At 52.5% G+C, this 19668-nt stretch carries 14 protein-coding genes; 4 read left to right on the plus strand and 10 right to left on the minus strand.

The features are described from left to right. Positions 1-74: 74 nt before the first annotated feature. Entirely contained in the window at positions 75-2180 is a 2106-nt protein-coding gene (gene fusA / locus KAJ71_RS08770; protein ID WP_248945363.1) for an elongation factor G, read from the minus strand. Between the two features lie 178 nt (positions 2181-2358). On the opposite strand from fusA, the gene KAJ71_RS23630 reads away from it, so the two are divergent. Continuing rightward, on the plus strand, positions 2359-2619 hold the full coding sequence (locus KAJ71_RS23630; protein WP_375540727.1) for an alpha/beta hydrolase: 261 nt from the start codon (positions 2359-2361) through the stop codon (positions 2617-2619). Positions 2620-3641: 1022 nt separating this feature from the next. Here the strand turns inward: KAJ71_RS23630 and KAJ71_RS08775 are convergent. Further along, a complete protein-coding gene (locus KAJ71_RS08775) occupies positions 3642-3872 on the minus strand; it encodes a helix-turn-helix domain-containing protein (protein WP_248945364.1) in 231 nt (76 codons plus the stop codon). A gap of 12 nt (positions 3873-3884) precedes the next feature. Next, positions 3885-4445 (minus strand): DUF2975 domain-containing protein, encoded by a 561-nt coding sequence (locus KAJ71_RS08780; protein ID WP_248945365.1) that lies wholly within the window; start codon positions 4443-4445, stop codon positions 3885-3887. Between the two features lie 337 nt (positions 4446-4782). Between KAJ71_RS08780 and KAJ71_RS08785 the strand changes: the two genes are divergently transcribed. The 3 genes from KAJ71_RS08785 (at position 4783) to kch (ending at position 9086) form a co-directional block, all read left to right on the plus strand. Continuing rightward, positions 4783-7206, plus strand: a complete 2424-nt coding sequence (locus KAJ71_RS08785) for a DUF3772 domain-containing protein (RefSeq protein WP_248945366.1) — start codon at positions 4783-4785, stop codon at positions 7204-7206. Between the two features lie 10 nt (positions 7207-7216). Beyond that, positions 7217-7825 (plus strand): class I SAM-dependent DNA methyltransferase, encoded by a 609-nt coding sequence (locus KAJ71_RS08790; RefSeq protein WP_248945367.1) that lies wholly within the window; start codon positions 7217-7219, stop codon positions 7823-7825. A gap of 76 nt (positions 7826-7901) precedes the next feature. Then, on the plus strand, positions 7902-9086 hold the full coding sequence (gene kch / locus KAJ71_RS08795) for a voltage-gated potassium channel protein (protein ID WP_248945463.1): 1185 nt from the start codon (positions 7902-7904) through the stop codon (positions 9084-9086). Positions 9087-9127: 41 nt separating this feature from the next. Here kch and KAJ71_RS08800 read toward each other — a convergent pair whose 3' ends face one another. The 7 genes from KAJ71_RS08800 to KAJ71_RS08830 form a co-directional block, all read right to left on the minus strand. Then, positions 9128-10774: a UbiD family decarboxylase gene (locus KAJ71_RS08800; RefSeq protein ID WP_248945368.1), complete on the minus strand. Its 1647-nt coding sequence runs from the start codon at positions 10772-10774 to the stop codon at positions 9128-9130. Further along, on the minus strand, positions 10771-12345 hold the full coding sequence (locus tag KAJ71_RS08805) for a GMC oxidoreductase (RefSeq protein WP_248945369.1): 1575 nt from the start codon (positions 12343-12345) through the stop codon (positions 10771-10773). Before KAJ71_RS08805 ends, KAJ71_RS08800 begins: the two co-directional genes overlap by 4 nt. Before the next feature lie 66 nt (positions 12346-12411). Further along, positions 12412-13290: a hypothetical protein gene (locus tag KAJ71_RS08810; protein ID WP_248945370.1), complete on the minus strand. Its 879-nt coding sequence runs from the start codon at positions 13288-13290 to the stop codon at positions 12412-12414. A gap of 11 nt (positions 13291-13301) precedes the next feature. Beyond that, on the minus strand, positions 13302-14930 hold the full coding sequence (locus tag KAJ71_RS08815; RefSeq protein ID WP_248945371.1) for a ferritin-like domain-containing protein: 1629 nt from the start codon (positions 14928-14930) through the stop codon (positions 13302-13304). Position 14931: 1 nt separating this feature from the next. Continuing rightward, positions 14932-16716, minus strand: coding sequence for a GMC family oxidoreductase (locus tag KAJ71_RS08820; RefSeq protein WP_248945372.1), 1785 nt, complete (start codon positions 16714-16716; stop codon positions 14932-14934). After that, positions 16703-18538, minus strand: a complete 1836-nt coding sequence (locus tag KAJ71_RS08825) for a GMC family oxidoreductase (protein WP_248945373.1) — start codon at positions 18536-18538, stop codon at positions 16703-16705. Before KAJ71_RS08825 ends, KAJ71_RS08820 begins: the two co-directional genes overlap by 14 nt. Further along, complete coding sequence (locus KAJ71_RS08830; protein WP_248945374.1) at positions 18535-18993, minus strand: sugar dehydrogenase complex small subunit; 459 nt, start codon at positions 18991-18993, stop codon at positions 18535-18537. Before KAJ71_RS08830 ends, KAJ71_RS08825 begins: the two co-directional genes overlap by 4 nt. Between the last annotated feature and the right edge of the window lie 675 nt (positions 18994-19668).

The following is a 19668-nucleotide window of genomic DNA, read 5'->3' on the forward strand; positions in this document are numbered from 1 at the left end:
GGCTGAGGTAGCCCCCTACAAGTTCAACTTTGCCATCAATCTGAGGCTACGGGTTTCCCCGTAGCCGTTATCAATTAACGTTTACTGTGCTGGATAATTTCTTCGGCCACATTACGTGGAGCCTCTGCGTAGTGGCTGAACTCCATGGTGTAGGTGGCACGGCCTTGCGACATGGAGCGCAGGGTGGTGGAATAACCGAACATCTCAGAGAGCGGAACCTTGGCATGGATCTCTTTGCCTCCGCCACCGGGGATATCCTCCATCCCTTGTACCATACCGCGCCGTGACGACAGATCGCCCATCACGTTCCCGGCGTAATCCTCCGGCGTTTCCACCTCTACCGCCATGATCGGCTCCAGGATCACCGGGCTAGCCAGGCGACAGGCCTCTTTAAAACCAAAAATGGCCGCCATACGGAACGCCTGCTCGGAGGAATCCACGTCGTGGTAGGAACCGAAGGTCAGATGCACTTTGACATCGACCATCTGATAACCCGCCAGCACGCCATTATTCAGCGCCTCCAGAATGCCTTTTTTCACCGCAGGAATATATTCACCGGGGATCACGCCGCCTTTGATCTCATCAAAGAACTCAAAGCCTTTACCGGGTTCATTGGGTTCCACCGTCAACACCACGTGGCCATATTGGCCTTTACCGCCGGACTGACGCACAAATTTGCCTTCTACGTCGGTCACTTTCTGGCGGATGGTTTCGCGGTAAGAGACCTGCGGTTTGCCGGTGTTGGTTTCAACGCCAAACTCGCGCCGCATCCGGTCGACTATGATCTCAAGGTGCAATTCACCCATGCCGTAGATAATGGTCTGGCCGGAGTCTTCATCGGTGCGTACGCGCAGCGAAGGATCTTCCGAAGTCAGGCGTTGCAGTGCAATCCCCATTTTCTCCTGGTCGGCCTTGGTTTTTGGCTCGATGGCCTGTGCGATAACCGGCTCCGGGAACACCATGCGTTCCAACGTGATAATGGCATTGGGATCGCATAGCGTATCGCCGGTGGTCACATCCTTCAGGCCCACACAGGCGGCAATATCCCCGGCGTGCAGCTCATCGACTTCTTTACGATCGTTGGCATGCATCTGCACGATACGGCCAATACGCTCTTTTTTGCCTTTTACCGGGTTATAGACGCTATCGCCTTTGGCCACGATGCCGGAATAGACGCGTACGAAGGTCAACTGGCCAACAAACGGGTCGGTCATCAGCTTGAATGCCAGCGCCGAGAATTTTTCATTATCATCGGCCTTGCGGGTGATAATGTTATCTCGTTCGTCATGGCCTTCCATCGGCGGTACATCCAGCGGAGAGGGCATAAGTTCGATCACCGCGTCCAGCATGCGCTGGATACCCTTGTTGCGGAATGCCGAACCGCACAGCATTGGCTGGATCTCACCGGCAACGGTGCGGGCGCGTAACCCCTGAACGATCTCCTCATTGGTTAATTCGACCTGATTGAGGTATTTGTCCATCAGCGCTTCGGAGCCTTCCGCCGCAGCTTCAATCATCTTGTCGCGCCACTCTTGGGCCTGTTCGAGCATTTCTGCTGGGATCGCCTCGAAGCGGTAGGTCATACCCTGAGTTGCTTCCTCCCAGAAGATGGCCTGCATGCGGATCAAATCCACTACGCCAGCAAAATGGTCTTCTGCGCCGATGGGGATCACCACCGGCACCGGATTGGCTTTCAGGCGTTCAATCATCATATTGCGAACGCGGAAAAAGTCCGCGCCAGTGCGGTCCATTTTGTTGACAAAGGCCAGCCGTGGCACCTTGTACTTGTTGGCCTGACGCCACACGGTTTCAGACTGCGGTTGCACGCCACCGACCGAGTCATACACCATCACGGCACCGTCCAGTACGCGCATCGAACGTTCCACCTCAATGGTGAAATCGACGTGCCCGGGGGTATCGATGATATTGATCCGGTGCTGAGGATAATTATGCTCCATGCCGTTCCAAAAACAGGTTGTTGCGGCGGAGGTAATGGTGATGCCGCGCTCTTGTTCCTGTGCCATCCAGTCCATGGTAGCGGCGCCGTCGTGGACTTCGCCCAGCTTATGACTGACCCCGGTGTAAAACAGAATCCGCTCGGTCGTCGTGGTTTTGCCGGCATCAATGTGCGCCGAGATGCCGATATTGCGGTAGCGTTCGATGGGGGTAGTACGTGCCATAATTAACCTTTCTTAGCCTTGTGGCGTACGGCTTTAACAGTTTAAGTAAAAATGATATCCCTCAATGGGTTATCAGCTAGGCCATATTCAACAGCGCTTCACGGCCTTAAGAGTAATCGTAGTTGATAGTATTAAGTTTATTAACCTATGACTGTGATAGGTTGTTTAAAAATAAAACATGTTTGCTGAAAGGACTCGTCATGTCTGCGTTTCGTATTCTGTTTTTGCTGGCCGTGCGGTCCAACTGCCAGCCAATGCCAAGCCATTGGTCAAATCCGCCGGCCCCGTGAAATGGCCTCGGACTTACCCGCGAGGGGATGGCCATACGCTAGCGTTAATGGGCGTAGACAGCTGTGTTGATGACACAGTAGTGGATTATTTGTTGAAGCCAAAAAAGCCAGCTGCAGTTGAGCAGGGTTCTTTGGGTAATGATACGTGACTTTACCAGGCTGACAGAAGCACTACTCAGAAGCGTTCTAAACTACGTTCTGGGAGGGGATACTAAGTTAGGTCAGCAGGGGCAGGACTGCGATTTTTACTGAGAATACTCTGCCCCGTCATGAAGTACAGGATCAGGCTGAATGTCTGGTTGGGATACAGATTTTTCCGTTAATAATGTGCGCATCCCGGCGGATCCACTCATTAACTTTGTAGACACTGGTTCTGTGCAGTTGTGCGAAGGTCTTAATATCTCCGTCATGCTTTCTATATATAAACTCTCTGACGCTGGTCAATGTACAGTTCTCCTTGAAATGTGGTTTCCTAGGTAAAGGCCATGTGGATATCTATTATTAGGTTGGTGCTGTTATAAGAGAGGAGCGTAACATAAAGTTTAAAATACAGGAATTAAACTTTGCTGTTATATGTGATATTTTACTGATCTGTCTTTTTAATTAGATGGCCTTAGGTAATACTTAAGGCTATATTCAGATCGCAAACAAATAATAAAATTTAAATTCATTTAAAATCAACATGTTAAGTGGAATTTATCGTGGTGGCACATTATGGGTTTAGAGTGGAGCACACTGATATTGATTAATAATCAATATGGATTCATCGATAAAAAATTATTTCTTTCCGTGCTTAGTTGAAATAAGTGACGCACAACAATAAAATCAAGAATAATCTTAATATGTTGGAGTGGAATTATTCTTGGTAGTGGTGATTTTTATGAGGTTATTCCCAAATAAAAACCAGTAAGGGGAGGTTCAACGATTTATCTGAATTTTTCCATCAAGATGTGGTTTATGATCAGCCCATTATGATTTGTTAACACTCCATAAGCCTGGTGAAAGGCTTATGGTTGCGCCCATAGTTGGGTTAAATCAACCCAAGTTTGTGTTCCAGAGCAACCAGAGCCGCCAGTGATCTTACCCAGCAATAGGTGAACGGATTATAAAGGGGATACTGGCTGGCAATAGAAGGCGTCACAGGAAGGTAATCTCCCCGTGACGTTTGGACTCACTCATCTTCCGCGTAGATTTCTGGATCCTGAATATGTTCCAGCACGTCCCCAGGTTGGCAATCAAGATAGCGGCAGATGGCATCCAGCGTAGCAAAACGTATCCCTTTCACCTTGCCTTGTTTTAACAGCGAGAGGTTTTGTTCGGTGATGCCGGCAGCGGCGGCCAGATCTTTGGATTTGACTTTGCGTGTGGCTAACAACACGTCTAGCCGGACGATGATCGTCATAACGGGATAACCTCACACGAACTGTTGATTTTCACAATGCAACTTGCTGGCCTGTTGCAGGATTTGTGCAATAACGGCAATACAGGCCGCGAGAAATAGGGCAACAATATTCCCTGAATCAATACCGAATGTCACCATCCGTTGGCCAACAGGTTCCTGTATGGTTATCCAATAGCTGAGAAAAGGCTGGCACAATAACTCTAAAATCGTCCAAATGGCGACGTATTGACCCATTTTCCCCAAATGGCGCGCCGCAATGCCTGAAAAATAGGCGCGTTGACCATAGGTTTGGAACAACTTGCGTAAATGATACAACCCAAGCGCCAGTGCCAGCAGCGGCACGCTTGATAAGATTATGCCACCGGCAATTTGCCACCATGGGAAGCTATACAAATCAACCCCCAGCGCGCTGATTAAACTGTTTGAGATGGAGAAATCAAATCCGTAGCCCTCATTAGCGGCGACACTTGGGAATAACCAAGAGGAAGCATTAAGCAGCAGCATGGCGAGCAGTAAGCACAACGTGATGGTAGCCATGCGTTGGCTGAAGCGAGTAAGGCGATCTAATGTCATAAAAACCTCGAGTCGTTGAGTGAAAGTCGCAGTGACCTTACCCTTTAAATTATCGTACAACAATAATAAATTATCGAAATGCGATCAATTTATGATTTTTTAGTTCATAAATTAATCGGTTGGCGGTGGCTATTTGAACAGCAAACGGTCATAGAGAGGGCACCGTGGGTGGTTGGATGGCGTTAGCCAAATTTTCTACTCACCTTCTCGGATTAATGCACTTTTTCACTGAATAGGTTGTTATTATACTCACTGCTTATTGTTGTTCAGGCGCAGTGATATTCATCGCTTCGCCTGTTGCGTTTATCGCCAACCCCCATGCTGAGCATTCACCGTTATGATCAAGTCATTACAGATTTTCCTGTTCACCTTTTTGTTGTTCGGCTTATCGCTGGCCCCGTTGGCTAATGCCGCGCAGCAGGATGCTGCGGTTGAACTGAGTCCGCAGGAAATAGCGGCATCACTAAAAAACTATCAAAAACAGCTAGATACTATTAAACAGCAGGTCTCAAAGGCGAGCTCTGATGGTCAGTTGAATAAGCTGTTTGAAGCCACGCAGGCCTTAGCCACGGATGCAGATAAGCTGACCACCGATCTGCAACCCATACAGGTGAAATTACAGGCGCAGCTGGACGTGCTTGGCCCGCAGCCCGAACCTGGGGTAATGACTGAAACCGCCAGTGTGGTGCAACAACGCAACACACTCAATAATGCCAAAAAACAGTTGGACGACTCCATAAAGCGTTCGCACGCAATCAGAGCAGGGGCGCTCGACTTAGCGCAGCAAATCACCGATCTGCGCCGTGTGGCCTTTAAATCCCAGTTGGCGTTGAATACTGGCAGCATTCTTAGTTCGAAATTCTGGCTACCAGAGTCGTCTTCACAGGTTGAGCATTCAGCTCGCCTTAGTGACTTTAATCAGCAGCTGCAGCAAACCCTCGATGCCAGTTGGCAGGAGGAATGGCGCTACGGGATTTTAGGCTTGCTGATCCTGGCTGCGGCTTGCTGGTCACTAGGGCGCTATTTCGTTGAACAGTTTTTTGCCTGGGTGTGTATCCGCTTTTTACCCGATGGCCGCTTACGCCGCAGTTTTATGGCATTAATGACGGTGCTGATCACGCTGTTTGCCACCACGCTGGCACTAAATTTGATCATTTCCGCGTTTTCCCGTGTTCAGCCGCTGACCGCTCAGGAGCAGGATTTCGCCGATGGACTTATGCAGTTGGGGGTATTCTGCGCGCTGATCGCTGGACTAGGCAGGGCGTACCTTTCGCTGAGCCGTCCGTCGTGGCGTCTGGCGCTGATGGATGATGCCATTGCGAGCGGCATGCGTTTCTTTTCGCCGTTATTGGCCGGATTGGCCATGGTTTTTGGCACCGTGGAACTGATTAATAACGTGGTTGGCTCCAGTCTTGGCAGTACGGTGTTAGGTAATGGGCTTGCTACCGCCCTGATGGCATTAATCTTGTTGGCCATACCGATCCGTGCACGCCGTATCCGTTCTAAGTTAGAACAGCAGGGGATGCATCTGGAAAAACGCTCAGTTATTGCCGGGATAATCCATATTATAATTATGGTATCGGCAACCGTGATCCTGTTATCACTGTTGATCGGCTATGTGGCTTTCGCTCGCTTCCTGACCTATCAGTTAATCTGGGTTGCGCTGGTTCTGATGGCGTTCTATTTCCTGGTGATCTTTACTACCGATTTCTGTTCTGCCATTTTCTCCTCCCAAACAGCTAGCGGGCGGGCGCTGAAAAAATCACTCAACCTCAAGGAACGCCATCTGGAACAGTTGACCGTCATCTTTACGGCGTTGTCCAAATGTACCTTGATATTATTGATGATTGTCGCCCTAATTAGTGGCTCCTTTGGCACCACCACCCCGAACTCTTTGTTAGAAAAAATCATTGCGATCCTGAGCGGGGAAGGCTTGAAGCGGTTGAATATCGTTCCAAGCAACCTGCTCAATGCGGTGATTTGCCTGACGATTGGTATCTATGTGCTGCGGGTCACGCAACGTTGGTTAAGCCATGAACTGCTGCCAAAAACCATCAGCGATATCGGTATCCGCGCCTCGCTTGTTACGTTGTTCAGTAACGTCGGTTATGTGCTGCTGATCCTGATCACGCTAGCGACGTTGGGTATCCAGTGGAATAACCTGGCCTGGATCGTGAGTGCGCTATCGGTAGGGATTGGTTTCGGCCTGCAGGAAATCGTGAAGAACTTTATCTCTGGCCTGATCCTGTTAACGGAGCGCCCGGTAAAAGTCGGCGATATGATCGGTATCGGCGGGGTTGAAGGGGATGTACGGCGAATCAATGTACGCGCCACCGAGATCCAACTGAGCGATCGCTCAACCATGATTGTGCCTAACTCTCAGTTGATATCGCAAAACGTGCGTAACGCCACCATGGGGAATGCCCAAGGAGTGGTCACCGTCGCGCTGACTTTCCCCACCGATATCGATCCCGAGCAGGTACGCAACGTGTTGTTGAGCGCCTACCATGAACACGAATCCATTCTGGAAACGCCAGCCCCATACGTTCGCTTCAGCCAGCTCGGCCCTGACGGGATTATCCTCAGCGTGACCGGTTACGTTGCCAGCCCACGCATTGTCGGCGCCACCAAGAGCGATCTGCTGTTCAATATTTTGAAGCTCCTGCGCGCCAATAATGTCAACCTGTCCAGCCCGCAAGAGGTGGTGTTTATGAAGCACCGGGCAAAAAGTCTGGTTGATGAAGAAGAACATTCATCATGAGGTAACAAGGATGAGTAACTCAATGGCCGATAACATCATCGGCATCTATCAACGGCATGCAGGGGTATTTGAGCAGAAGCGGTCAACCACTCTGTTTGAGCAACCCTGGTTGGAGCGGTTCCTGAGCCTGTTACCCAACAACGGACGGATCCTGGATATTGGCTGCGGCAACGGCATGCCGATCGCCGACTATTTTATCCGCCAGGGCTTTCAGGTGACGGGGGTGGACAGTTCGCAACCGATGATCGACCGTTGCCTCCAACGCTTCCCGGAACAGTGCTGGGCAGTGGCCGATATGAGAAGCTTGGCGCTAGCGGATAAATTTGATGGGTTAATTGCCTGGGACAGTTTTTTCCATCTGACGCGCGAAGATCAGCGCCAGATGTTTAACATTTTCCGCCAACATGCCCAGAGCAAGGCTGCATTAATGTTTACCAGCGGCACCAGCAATGGTGAAGCGATAGGGACATTGGAAGGCGAAGCCCTTTATCATGCCAGCCTGGCACCGGAGGAATACCGGCAATTATTGCAAGAGCAGGGGTTCCAGGTGGTCAGTATGGTGGCCGAAGATCCCGACTGTGGTGGGCGTACCGTCTGGCTGACGCAACTTGGCGAATGATCCCTGCATCACGTTCAGCTACAGTCCGCTATAAATAGGTCATCGGCCAAGTCATGGTGTTGAAATGATGAAAGTTATGAAAATCGTGAGAACAATAGAAAAATACGTACCACCAACGTTTATCCTGGCGTTGATGGTTGCGCATAATGGGTACTTGGTACTCAGCCCGATCCTGTGGCACGGGTTGCAGCATTCTCATGATTTTGTGGAAAATTTCAGCACCTGGCAACAAGCTCTGGGCTTTCTTGATGCGACGGATATTCCCCGCTTTATGATTGGCGTCGTGCTGCTCTTTATGGCGGGTATGTTGCTGTTAAAAACGCGTATTGCCTGGTTTTTCTCGTTACTGTTGCTCAGCTGCATCGTCATCGTTGATATCGCTATCTATAAGCAAATCACTGTGTTGGCCGGGTATTCACTGGTCACCCTCTTGGGGATGCTCATCTACTGGCGTCGTTTCGACCAACGTAAGCTGGCGAGTACCAGTTTTTTTGCTGTCACCAGCATAGCTTCATTGATTGTCTACAGCATGTTAGGAACGCTGTACATTGGCGATCAATTCACCCCCGCGGTGACCGACCTACCTACGGCGTTTTATTTTGCCGTCGTCTGCATGTCTACTGTCGGCTTTGGCGATATCATTCCGCATACCACTGCTGCGCGGATGTTCACACTCACGGTGATTATCTTTGGCATTACGGTTTTTGCCGCTTCTCTGGCATCGGTTGCTGGCGTGCTAATCAGCCAAAATCTTCAACGTATTATCAAAGGGCGGTTCTCTCACATGGTTCGCAAAAATCATTATATTATTGTTGGTACCTCGTCATTGGCACAAAATGTCTATCAGGGATTGATTGAAAGCGGCGGTAACGTGACCATTGTTTGTGAGCCGGGTAATAAACAACACTATCCTAGTCATGCAGATGTAGTTGAAGGCGATCCTTCCGCCGTTGCGACGCTGGCATTAGCCGGGGCAGAAAAAGCGAAATATATTGTTGCCTTGACCGAAAGCGACGCGGTTAATGCTTTCATCATATTGGCTGCCAAAGAAGTGGGTGGGGCAGATACCAAAACCATCACCTTGGTCAATGAAAGCCAGAATATGAACAAGATCAAACGCGTCAAACCCGATGCCGTACTCTCACTGCAACTGTTAGGTAGTGAATTGCTGGTACGATCGCTCAATGGTGAGGTGGTTAATCACGATCTCAATATTGATGCGTTTTTCAGCAACGGTGAGGGTGATACCAAGAGCCGGTAACTGGATTTCCCGCACCGCCGAAGCAGTGCGGGGGCTACTTCTTAGCGATCAAACCCCCATTCAGACCATTTGCTTTTGATTTTCTCCTGTAACGGCAGCGGATAATTGGTAGCAAAGCTCAATACCTGCTCCAACGGCTGGTTGACCTGCTGTTGGATCTGCAAGCAACTGTATGCCACCAAGCCGCCGCGCCCGCGTAGTTTGGTGGCTACATCCAGGTAAATCTGTAACCCGGTACCGTCGGAGTCGTATTGCGGATAGTGAAACACGCCTTGCACCGGATTATTGCGTGTCGCCAATGCCCAGGTCACTTTGTTACTGTCATCAGGGGGAATATCTTCGCCCACGATGATCAGCTTGGCGGTGGTTTTACCAATATGGTTGGTCCAGAACACTTCGGCAATCTTATCGATAAAGGCTTTGACCGTCAGGCCAGTGATTTTATGCCAGTCGTCACGTACCCGGATCACCAGCCAGTGGGAAGAGGCCTCCAACGGGCTGAAACAGTCGATGATCGGCAGACCGGACTTTTCAAAATACACTCTGGCGGTGGCAGATAAACAGAAGCAGCCGAGCATCAACGTAGAGTCGATCGGAACACCCGGAATGCAGATCGGCAAGATAGCCTCATCACGGAAGGTGACACAGGTGATTTTCGCCAGTGGTTTCAGGCTGGACTGGTTGGAAAGGTAGCCAGGGAACTCGCCAAACGGGCCTTCAGCCACTGATTTGTCCGCGCTGACATAGCCTTCGATGATGATTTCACATTCTGCTGGCACCAGTACATCGCAGGTTTCCGCTTTCACCATCTCGATGCCGTGGCCAAGGAACGCCGAAGCATAGTTGTACTCATCATGCCAGGCAGGCGGCGCCGCAGAAAGCAGCATGGTGACCGCCGGGGGTACCCCAAGGGCGATCACAAACGGGCAATCTTTACCCTGGGCCGTCCACATATTGTAGATCATGCCGTTATGCTGGAAAGGCAGCCACAGGCCGACAATATTGTTCTTCGAATAATGCGGGCCATTACCGTGTGGTACGCCGACCGAACTGGCGTGAGGCGGTTTTGGCGTTGGGTTATTCTGCGGGCGTGAGCCAGCGATCATCGCCCGGCTGAATGACCAATTGGTCCAGGCGTCTTTATCTACCGTGTAAGCGTCTTCCGGCACCGGTTCCCCCGGTGGGGTACGCACCATGATGGCTCCGGCAGTCTGGAAATAGCGGCCGCCGTCGCCGTCGTGCAGGATAGGAGCCGGGATTTTGGTCATATCCACCTGATCGCCCACCCATTTGTTTTGCTTGCAAGGGGCGGAGGCCGGGTCGACCATCACTGGCGGATGCGGCTCCTGACCGATGGCATCCAGAAAGGCATCCTGGATCTCCAGCAACTGGGCATCGTCCGGCAAGCCTAGCATCAGCGCCAGACGCTGCCAGCGTTTGCCTGGTACGCGGCTGACCGTCGGGCCCATTTCTGCCGCCCGGAAACCGGGGGCGCCCTTCACCTTGCTAAACAGCGGCATCGGGCTTTCCGTTTCGCAGGCGTGGCGCAGAATGGCGCCGATCTCCAGATACCAATCCACCTCGTCGGGGATCGCCACCACTTCCCCCTTGCTGGCCAACAGTTCCAGATAGGCGCGGTAAGATTTGGGGACTTTCTGCACATCAATTTTCAGTTTACGTCGCTTCATTGATTTTTATCCTGATGTGGGCCACTGAGTTCATCGGCCAGGGCGAAAGACTGTGCTACGCCGGTCAGCGTTGGGTTCCACGAGCCAGGGCGAGGGAATAACATACTGCCCAGGCCATATACGTTCGGGTAACGGTGCATCTGACCGTTGAGGGTGGTGACCGAGGTTGCAGGATCGTCGCCCATCCACAGAGTACCCGCCTCGTGCACCAGTCCCTGATTGCGAATATTGTCCGGCGGCAATTTTTCCCAGGTAAAGCTGCCGTCCGGGTTATTGTGCTGGTACTCAAGAGGGGCATCGCCAGCCAGGGCGTGCATCACGTCATAGGTGGTTTTATCCATTGCATCCCAGAATTGACGGTCGGTTTCCTTCATCTGGATATACACCTCGGCCTCACCCAGTGGATTGGTCGTGACGTAATTCCACGAGTTTGCCGAGCGTTCCCCGAGGAATTCCCCCATGGAATGCAGCATGATCACCACGTAGTCAGGATCCTGATAGGTGGCAACGGCTTCTGGCGAAGAAGCGTCTGGCAGGATGCGGTACAACACGTCGTAACTTTCTGCCGGTTGCGGGTTATGTACCACGCTGATGTGGGTGTGCATCAGGCGGTTGGTAGTTTTATCGATGCCGGGCAGGTAATAGGCCACGGTTTGCAATTGGTTGGTCAATACCGGCAGGCTGCTGACGGGGATACGGGCGGCCAGCCAGGAGCGGATATGACCGCACAGGTTTTTACCCACCAGTTTATCGTCAGGGAAAGACTTGGTGAGAATAAACCCGGCTTCCAGTGTGTTGCAGGCTAAAATCACCTTGGCATTGCCGACGCTCAGTGAGCCTTCTTTGGTGATAATTTCAGTGACAACGTCACCTTTTGCAATCAGCTTTTCCACTTCGGCATTGACCACCACCTTGAGTGAGGCGTAAGCCTGCACATCATTCACCAGTACCGAAATAGGCGAGAACTTGGCCCAATCCTCAGGTGCCACCCCCTGGCCAGTCGCCATGGCCGAGTCCAACGCGCTCGGGCTTGGCTGCGGCTTGGCTCCGCTGATATTGGCCAATTGCGAGAACAGGCGTTCACCCATAAAGCGATTCAGCGACTGGTTGCGATTGCCGGGGATCTCCAGGGAGTAGCGCCGCCCCATAAATTCGCCGGTGGGATACCACTGATTATCTAGACGTTCGATCGCCTGCGCTGGCCAGTCCGGCATTTCGCTGCTATCGGGTTGCGGTGTCCAGGCATTCCAAAACAGCGCGCGGCCGCCGACATAAGGGATCTGCGGCATAAAGTTGAGGCTGAGTTTCATATCGGCCGAGCCATGATACGTCCATGGCCGGATACCCACGCTGGTGTTGAGTTTGATGTAGGCCGGTGGAATGTTCTGAATATGGTCGGGGATCAGATAGTCGCCTTTCTCCAGCACCAGAATACGGGCCTGTGGGTTATGTTGCAGCACCCGGTGGGTAAAGCTGGTGCCATAGGCACCGCCACCAATCACGATATAGTCAAAAGACTGCCCCTTGATCTGGGCAAAGCGGGAAAAGTAGATATTGTCGACTTCACTCATAGTTGGCTCCCGGAACGTGACATGCGAAAAATCATCCCCGCCCCGAACCGGCGGCGGGGCAAACGGCTATGGGTAATAGGCGCGGCTTTGAATGGCCGCAGGGGCTGAGTTGAGGGTTTGCACCGCCACGGGAGCACAACCGCCGATCAACTTCTCCAGATCTTTACGCATGCGGTGGCTGCTGGTACCCAGCACCAGTTTTACCGCCTCAGCGTGGCCGCTGTTGAGGAAATAGGTGTCCATCGCCTGCAGGATGTTCCAGCGGCAACCGATCAGTTTGCCGTCGTGTACGCCGTATTCGGTGATGGGAGAGATGTTGCCTGGGATCGCCTTGATGCCCAACGTGTTGACGATACAGGTGAAGATCGCGGTTTTGGCATTTTCAGGATCGTCCACCCGGAAGCCCCAGGTTTCCACCCACTCGGGTTGATAGACCGCAGAGTTGGTCCGCACCGGATTTTGTGAGGCCAAATTGACCTTGAAAGTGGTCTGGAATTTTGGCTCGCCAAACAGCTGCTCACCGGCGGCGATGGCGATGGGGGCATCGCAAGGCACCCAGACGCGATGGTTGCCGTACAGCTTGGTTTGATCGCCGTCCTGGATAAACTCTTGGTAGCCAATCGGGGCCAACTGGTCTTTACGGTGCTCGGGATAGGCAACAATGTTTAGCTCCAGCTCCTGGGTGATCGCCGCGCCGCTGCTGCCCCATTGTTCCGGTGGAGTATTGAGGCCAGAGGCAAATTGCCCGGCGTATAATTGGAAGTTAAAGCTCACCATCGCCTTATCGCCAAACCGCGCCGGGCTTAGCCCGGTTCCCTGCAAATAAGGTTCCACACGGCTCAACGGCACCAGATAATACACACCAACGTTGGTCAGTGAGGCGTAGTAGAACGGCATGGTGAACGGCGTCGGGATGCTGGGTAAATCATTCTGCTGACTAGACATGTGCGTGGTTCCTACTGTTGTTGGGATTGAGGTTTGGCCGAGTGTGGGCAAGCCGCCGGTACCGGATAAGGCGCGGCTTTCAGCGCCGAAAGAATGTTCAGTGGGTTGAAGTACTGGCGCATCAGGATGATTTGATGCTGTTCATTGAATTGATAACGGATCGCCCAGTCGTAGCGATAGGGCACGCGGCCGCATTTGGTAGAGCCTTGTTCGCCACCGTAGGACATTGCCTGATCGCCGCTGAAGAAGGATTTCTCGACGCCCGCGCTGCCAAAATTCACCGTCGCACCGAGCAACGTCCAAAAGCGGGTAAACCCTTCGTGGCCGTAGAACACGCCCAGATAGGGGCATTCGCTGGGGCCGGAGATATCCCAGATCACCTCGTCAGTCATGCAGGAGAGTGCCAACTGCAGGTTACCGGTGGAATAGGCCTGTTGTAGTTGATCCAGAGTGGCCTCATTGCTGGCACTGGCATCCTCACCGTCGGTTACGGTTACAGCTGCGGTGGCCGGATCAGCCATCAACATCCGTTTACCCAGTGGCTGGCGATTAGCCACGTCATACTCAAACGTGGGGGCGCAGTGGAATAATTCCTTGCCGGGGAAAGGGTTGGCGGTGATGGCCCGGAAGTCATCCCGCAGCGCGCACATCGCCACTACGGCGGCCATCAACTTGTCTGGGGCACCGGTAAATGCCGTTTGCAGATCGCCTAGTAACTGACAGTAACGCTGGTTAAACTGGACGATGGCGTCACGAACTTCACCAGGTGGATAATCCCTGACCTTGGCGTTGCTGACGATCAGCACGCTTTTGTTCCACGGCACCGGGAAATGAGCGCCGGTAGGGCCAGTGGTTATGGTATCTTTTGTTTTATAAAGCCTTTCTTTGTAGATCTGGCTAAAACGGAAATAGTGGGCCAACTCATCTTCATTCGCGACCTGAATGCTGTTATCTGTCCCTTCGCCCTGATCGGTAATCAATTGCATGGCGGCTAGCGCGGACTTCAAATCGATCACTTTCAGTACGTTGCCCCCGCCTCCGTAGTAGAAGACATCCGGTGGGATCTGGCGCTGCGGATCGCCGCAGAAAATCGCCTGTTCACCATGGGTTTCCACCGCAGCCCGCAGCCGTGATTCGACGTAAAGATAAAATTCACCGATGGTCATCTCGCTGGGGACTTCATTGGCGATAGCGCGTGGGCGCACATCTTTCGGATGCTCGATCTTCATGCCTTGGAAGATGCCGTTTTTGGAGAAGCCGTACAGATTCACTTCAATATCATCGATATCGTAAGGCAGACGTGCCGGATAGCTGGGCAGGAAGTCGGGCGAATCGACCGCGGGTGTCCCGCCGATGGCGTTAAGCAGGTTGGCCGTCAGGGTGAAGTGCAGCATCTCTTCAACTACGATTGAACGCAGGCTTTCGATGATGCGCCAGTCAACGTCGTCATCCAGGGTATAGAGCATCGTCAGATAGGGGGGAATGGTGGCATGTTCCAGCCGCATGGCGTTCTGTAGCAGATCGCGCAGTATGGTCAGATCCTCCTCTAGGTTTTTTTCTTCGGCAAACTGCACATAGCCGAATTCGGCAAACGAGGTTTCAGCAAGCTGGAAGGTCTTGGCTTTTGCGGTCATGTTCATATCAATGTTTCCGTCCGAGTATGTGGTCGGCAGTGGCGAAGGTCAGGGCCGTCATGGTGAGCGTGGGGTTTGAGGTCCCCAGCGTTGGCATGCTGCCGCAGCCAATAACGTAAAGGTTGGGGTGATCCCAGCTTTGCTGGTGCCGGTTGACTACCGAGTTATCTGGCCGTGTTCCCATCCGGTGGGTGCCTGCCACATGGCCAACCCCCGCCCAGATGTAACCGTTACCTTGCCAGGTGAAATAACCAGGGTTGTCTGACCGGTAGTGGGTGAAATCCTTGATGCCCAGTTGGCTGAACAGGCTGCTGGCCACTTCACGGCCAAACGCCATGCCGCCCTGGCTGTAGTCATCCACGTTGTAGTGGATCACTGGCCGGTAATTGCCGAGCGGATCACGCCAGCGATCGTCGATGGTGACTCGATTGGCGGCATCCGGCAGTTGTTCGGTCATCATGTCCAGGCGGATTTGACGGGGCAGTACCTGCCCAAGTCGCTGGCGTAATGCCTTGCCAGACAATCGCTCGACATCCACCATATCTACCGTACTGTCCACCGGTTCGTTGCGTGGCCAACTCCAGCCCCAGTTGCCGATCTCCAGCACAAATGCGGCGCGTTCGCGGCGGAATTCACCACCTCGGTAGTTCACCAGCGTGGATGTCAAACCCGGCCCACGAAATGCGCCTATCGATTCCGGCGCTAATCCCCAAGACAAGATGGCGGGGTGATCCATCAGGTTGCGCCCCAGTTCTCCGCTGGACTGACAGGCCTGTGAAGCCTGTAATAACACGGCGTTTTCGATGGCATTGGCGGCCAGAATAAACAGCTCGCAGTGTAAGGTGATCGGCTCAAAGTCATGGTTGCTGTCGTTCTTCCACACTTTGCAGTCCAACGCGCTGATATGACCCGTCTCTGGCGAGATATGCAGACGAGAGGCAACCGCCTGGATCAGCAAATCGGCATCCGTTTCTACCAGGGTTTTTAACGCGTTGTAACGAGCCTGGATCGGGCAGATAGGAATACAGCTGGAGTTGCCCATACAGCGGCGACCCACGGCCGGATTACCCACCGCACCACGCGGGGTATAACCTGCATTGGGCACGCTGTTTCTGCCTTGCGGGATAGAGCGGATCTGGGCTTTTTCTGCCGTACCGGGTAATTCGGCCTGTGCCAATCCGGTGATCATCCAGCGATCCAGATAGCTCTGGGGGATTTTTTGCATCGGGTACTGATAGCCCGGCGCAAAATGGATGCCGTGGTATTGCTGATCCTGCACGTCGGCGGAAACCCCAATCTCCAGTTCGGCGCGTTGATAATACGGCAGTAACGCTTCATAGCTCAGCGGCCAGTCCACGCCACGGCCAAACAGCGTGGCCATGGCAAAATCCTCTGGCAGCATCCGTGGACAACTGCCGAACCAGTGCAGCGAAGTGCCGCCCAACCGGCGGGTGTAGTTACTTTCAAAGGGATAGGGGCCCATCTGCACGAAATACCCTTTGTGCGAAGGTTTCCCGGGCGTGATGGGTTCAACGTCGGTCACTTCCGGCTGTGGGGCGTTGGGGGAGTCGGGATAGGGCGCGTTAGGAGTCTTTGCCACGGCCTGCATAAAGGTTTGCACATGGTCCAGATGCTGGCCAAAGCTGTCGTTGCCCGTCCCGGCTTCGACGATCAGCACCCGGCGGCCAGCGCGGGTCAGCTGCTTGGCCATGATACAACCGGCAAATCCTGAACCTACGATCACCGCATCATAGGGTTGGGCGGTGGCTTGCTGCCAATCAATCTGCCGCATGATGCCCCCCGTTCAGATCCTGCAGGATGTTGTGCGCTGCCCAACAGGTGAGCGCCGACATGGTTAGCGTTGGGTTTGAGGTCCCCATGCTGATCATGTTGCCGCAGCCCACCAGATAGAGATTGGGGTGCTCCCAGGTGCGCTGGTGTTTATTCACCACGGAGTTGTCTGGTGAATTACCCATGCAATGGGTCCCGGCAAAATGCCCGGCGCCGTTAAAGGTGAGGATTCTGCCGTCTGGACAGTCGAAGGCTCCGGCAGCCGACTCCAGATAGGACGAGCAGTTTTTGATATCGGCCTGGTCGAAGATTTTCATCGACATATCGTAAGCACTGGCAAAGCCGGCTCGGGTATAGGGCGATAAATTGTAATGAATGACCGGGCGATAGTTACCCATCATGTCTAGATACTTCGGATCGATGGTGACGTAGTTATCGTAATCCGGCAGTTGTTCCACCAGGATGCCGAAGCGGAATTGACGTGAAACCTTGTCTTTGAGCTTTTGGCGTAACTCTTTACCGTGCAGTTGCTCCTCGTCTACCAGAGTGATCACATCCTTCGACGGTGCCTGATCTGGCCACAGCCAACCGTCGTTTCCCATTTCGAACCGATACGATGCATGGTGTTTGCGGAAGCTGCCACCGCGCAGATCTTCGATTCCAGAGGTCGCCAATGGGCCACGTAGCGGCCACAGAGGGGTTGTTTTGGCTAGCCCCCAGGTCAGCAGTTCCGGATGATCCATCAGATGGCGGCCAACCAGCTTGTTACCTTTACAGGCACCGGAGGCCAGTAATAGCACCGCGTTGGCGACAGCGTGGGCGGCAAGCACATAGCGTTTGCCTTTCACCGTATGCAGGCTGTGGGAATCGTCGCCCGGATACCGATAGTGTTTGAACTGAATGCCGTTGATGGCCTTGCTTGACGGATCGATATCCAATTGGAACGCCACGCTCTGCACCACGATATCGAGCTTTTCGTGGTTGGCCGTATCCAGCGTTTTCAGCGCGTTGTATTTGGCCTGAATGGGGCAGATAGGCACGCAACTGGAGTTACCCATGCAGCGGTGGCCCACGTTGTCGTTACCCACGGCACCTTTGGGGGTATAACCACGGCCCTGATCGTAAGCACTATTGGGAACGCTATTACGTGCAGCGGGTGTGCCGCGTACTTTCAGGGTATATGTCTTGCCATCATCTTCCACCTGCATGCCATCGATGCGGCTGGCCAGTTGCTTGTCGCTCCAGCTCGCGGGCAGGCCGTGCATGGGGTAGACATAACCAGGGGGGAAGGTGACACCAAGATAGGACTGTTCTTCCACATTGGCGGAAACTCCAAGCTCCAGCTCAGCCTTGCGGTACCACGGCTCCAACTCCTGATAATTGATCGGCCAATCGATACCCACGCCGTACAGCGACTGCAGGCGAAAATCCTCTGGCAACATGCGCAGCGAGGTACCGAGCCAGTGCAGGGTGGTGCCCCCCAGATAGCGGGTGTAGGTCGAACTGAATGGCAGCTTTCCTCGCTGGACAAAGTAACCTTGGTCGTTCGGTGTTTTGGTAACATCGGTTTCCAGTGGTTCACGGGCATTCGGGTTATCAGGGTAGGGTCCATTGGGGATTTTAATGGTGGCGGTATAAAAGGTGTTGAGGTAGTCCAGGTAGCCTTGATAATCCGTCCCCACGCCGGTACCGGCTTCAACGATCAGACAGCGTTTACCTGCCTGTGTCAGCGTTTTGGCAACGATGGCACCGGAGATCCCACCGCCCACGATCACCACGTCGTACTCGGTTTTCGCTGCTTTTTCAGGGGTGATGATATTCATAGTTTCACCACCGTGGAGGAGGTTACTGGCGGTTCAGACCAGGCGCCAAAGCCTTGCTGTTTAGCGCCCTGTGGATGGGCATGGATCGCATTCCACACCAAACCCTGTTGATAGCTGTTTGCACTGGGGATCTGGGTATCCTTCGGGTTGTCTGGCGAATACCACTGGCCCAGGTACCACAGTTTGATAATGCTGCGCACCAGCGTTGATAACTTTTCTGAACCCAGCAGGTGGGTTTTCACAAAAGACGAGTGCTGTGCTGCATCTGCCGGGAGTTCTCCGTAGGTCGCCAACAATGTGGCAAAACGTTCTGCCGCGTGCGTTTGTACCCAGTCATAATAAAAGGCTGCTTGACCAGTACCGAGTAACTCAAAACGGTCAAAGCCGGTTAATAAACGGGAAAGATCGATAAATTGCTGTAGTGCCGCATCGGATGCAAGTTGTTCATCGCTCATAAGGTGCTGCCTGTATAGGTTTTTATTATGGCGGCCTTATTACTGCCACCGGGAAAAATCAATAAAACAGGTTGCATTAGTCGTTTTGTTTATTGCTATGGATTAATAGGGTGTATTAATCCCTGACCCTCCAGTAACGTGGATGTTCATGATTTTTTTTGTTTTTTAGGCGCACTAAAAAGTACGCTATTGTAAAAACAATAACGGTGATTTAACCTGTGTTAACCTTTTGAATTGGAACGAATAGTGTATGCCGTCCGCAAGCAAGGCCACCGGTGGTGGCGAACAGTTACGTGAGGCTCACAACGTTTACTTCCCGGGGTAATTATATTAGCGGTGAATTGCTATGCTAAATAAAATGAAATACACATAGCGGACCAGCATTGCGCAGGCTCGTGGTATCCCATTAAAATAAAAGTTCGTTCAGAATTTTACTACTTAAAGTACGTGGTTAAGTTTTTATTTCACTTAATCCACCGCATTCTTCAGAGTGTAATAAATATGGTATGAGAGGCCATATTCCGCAAGCTTAAGCATTAATAAAGTATTTAATGATGTGCCGACCGTCCCAGGGCGATATGTTTGTCTGTAAAAATTTTAATCTAAGCATAAAATCCCGATTATTAACATTTTATACCTTTAGATAGAAAGATAATTCTTTCCATGCTTAGTATG

Origin of the sequence: Serratia silvae (assembly GCF_023282985.1) — a bacterium.
In the GTDB taxonomy this organism is placed as follows: domain Bacteria; phylum Pseudomonadota; class Gammaproteobacteria; order Enterobacterales; family Enterobacteriaceae; genus Chania; species Chania silvae.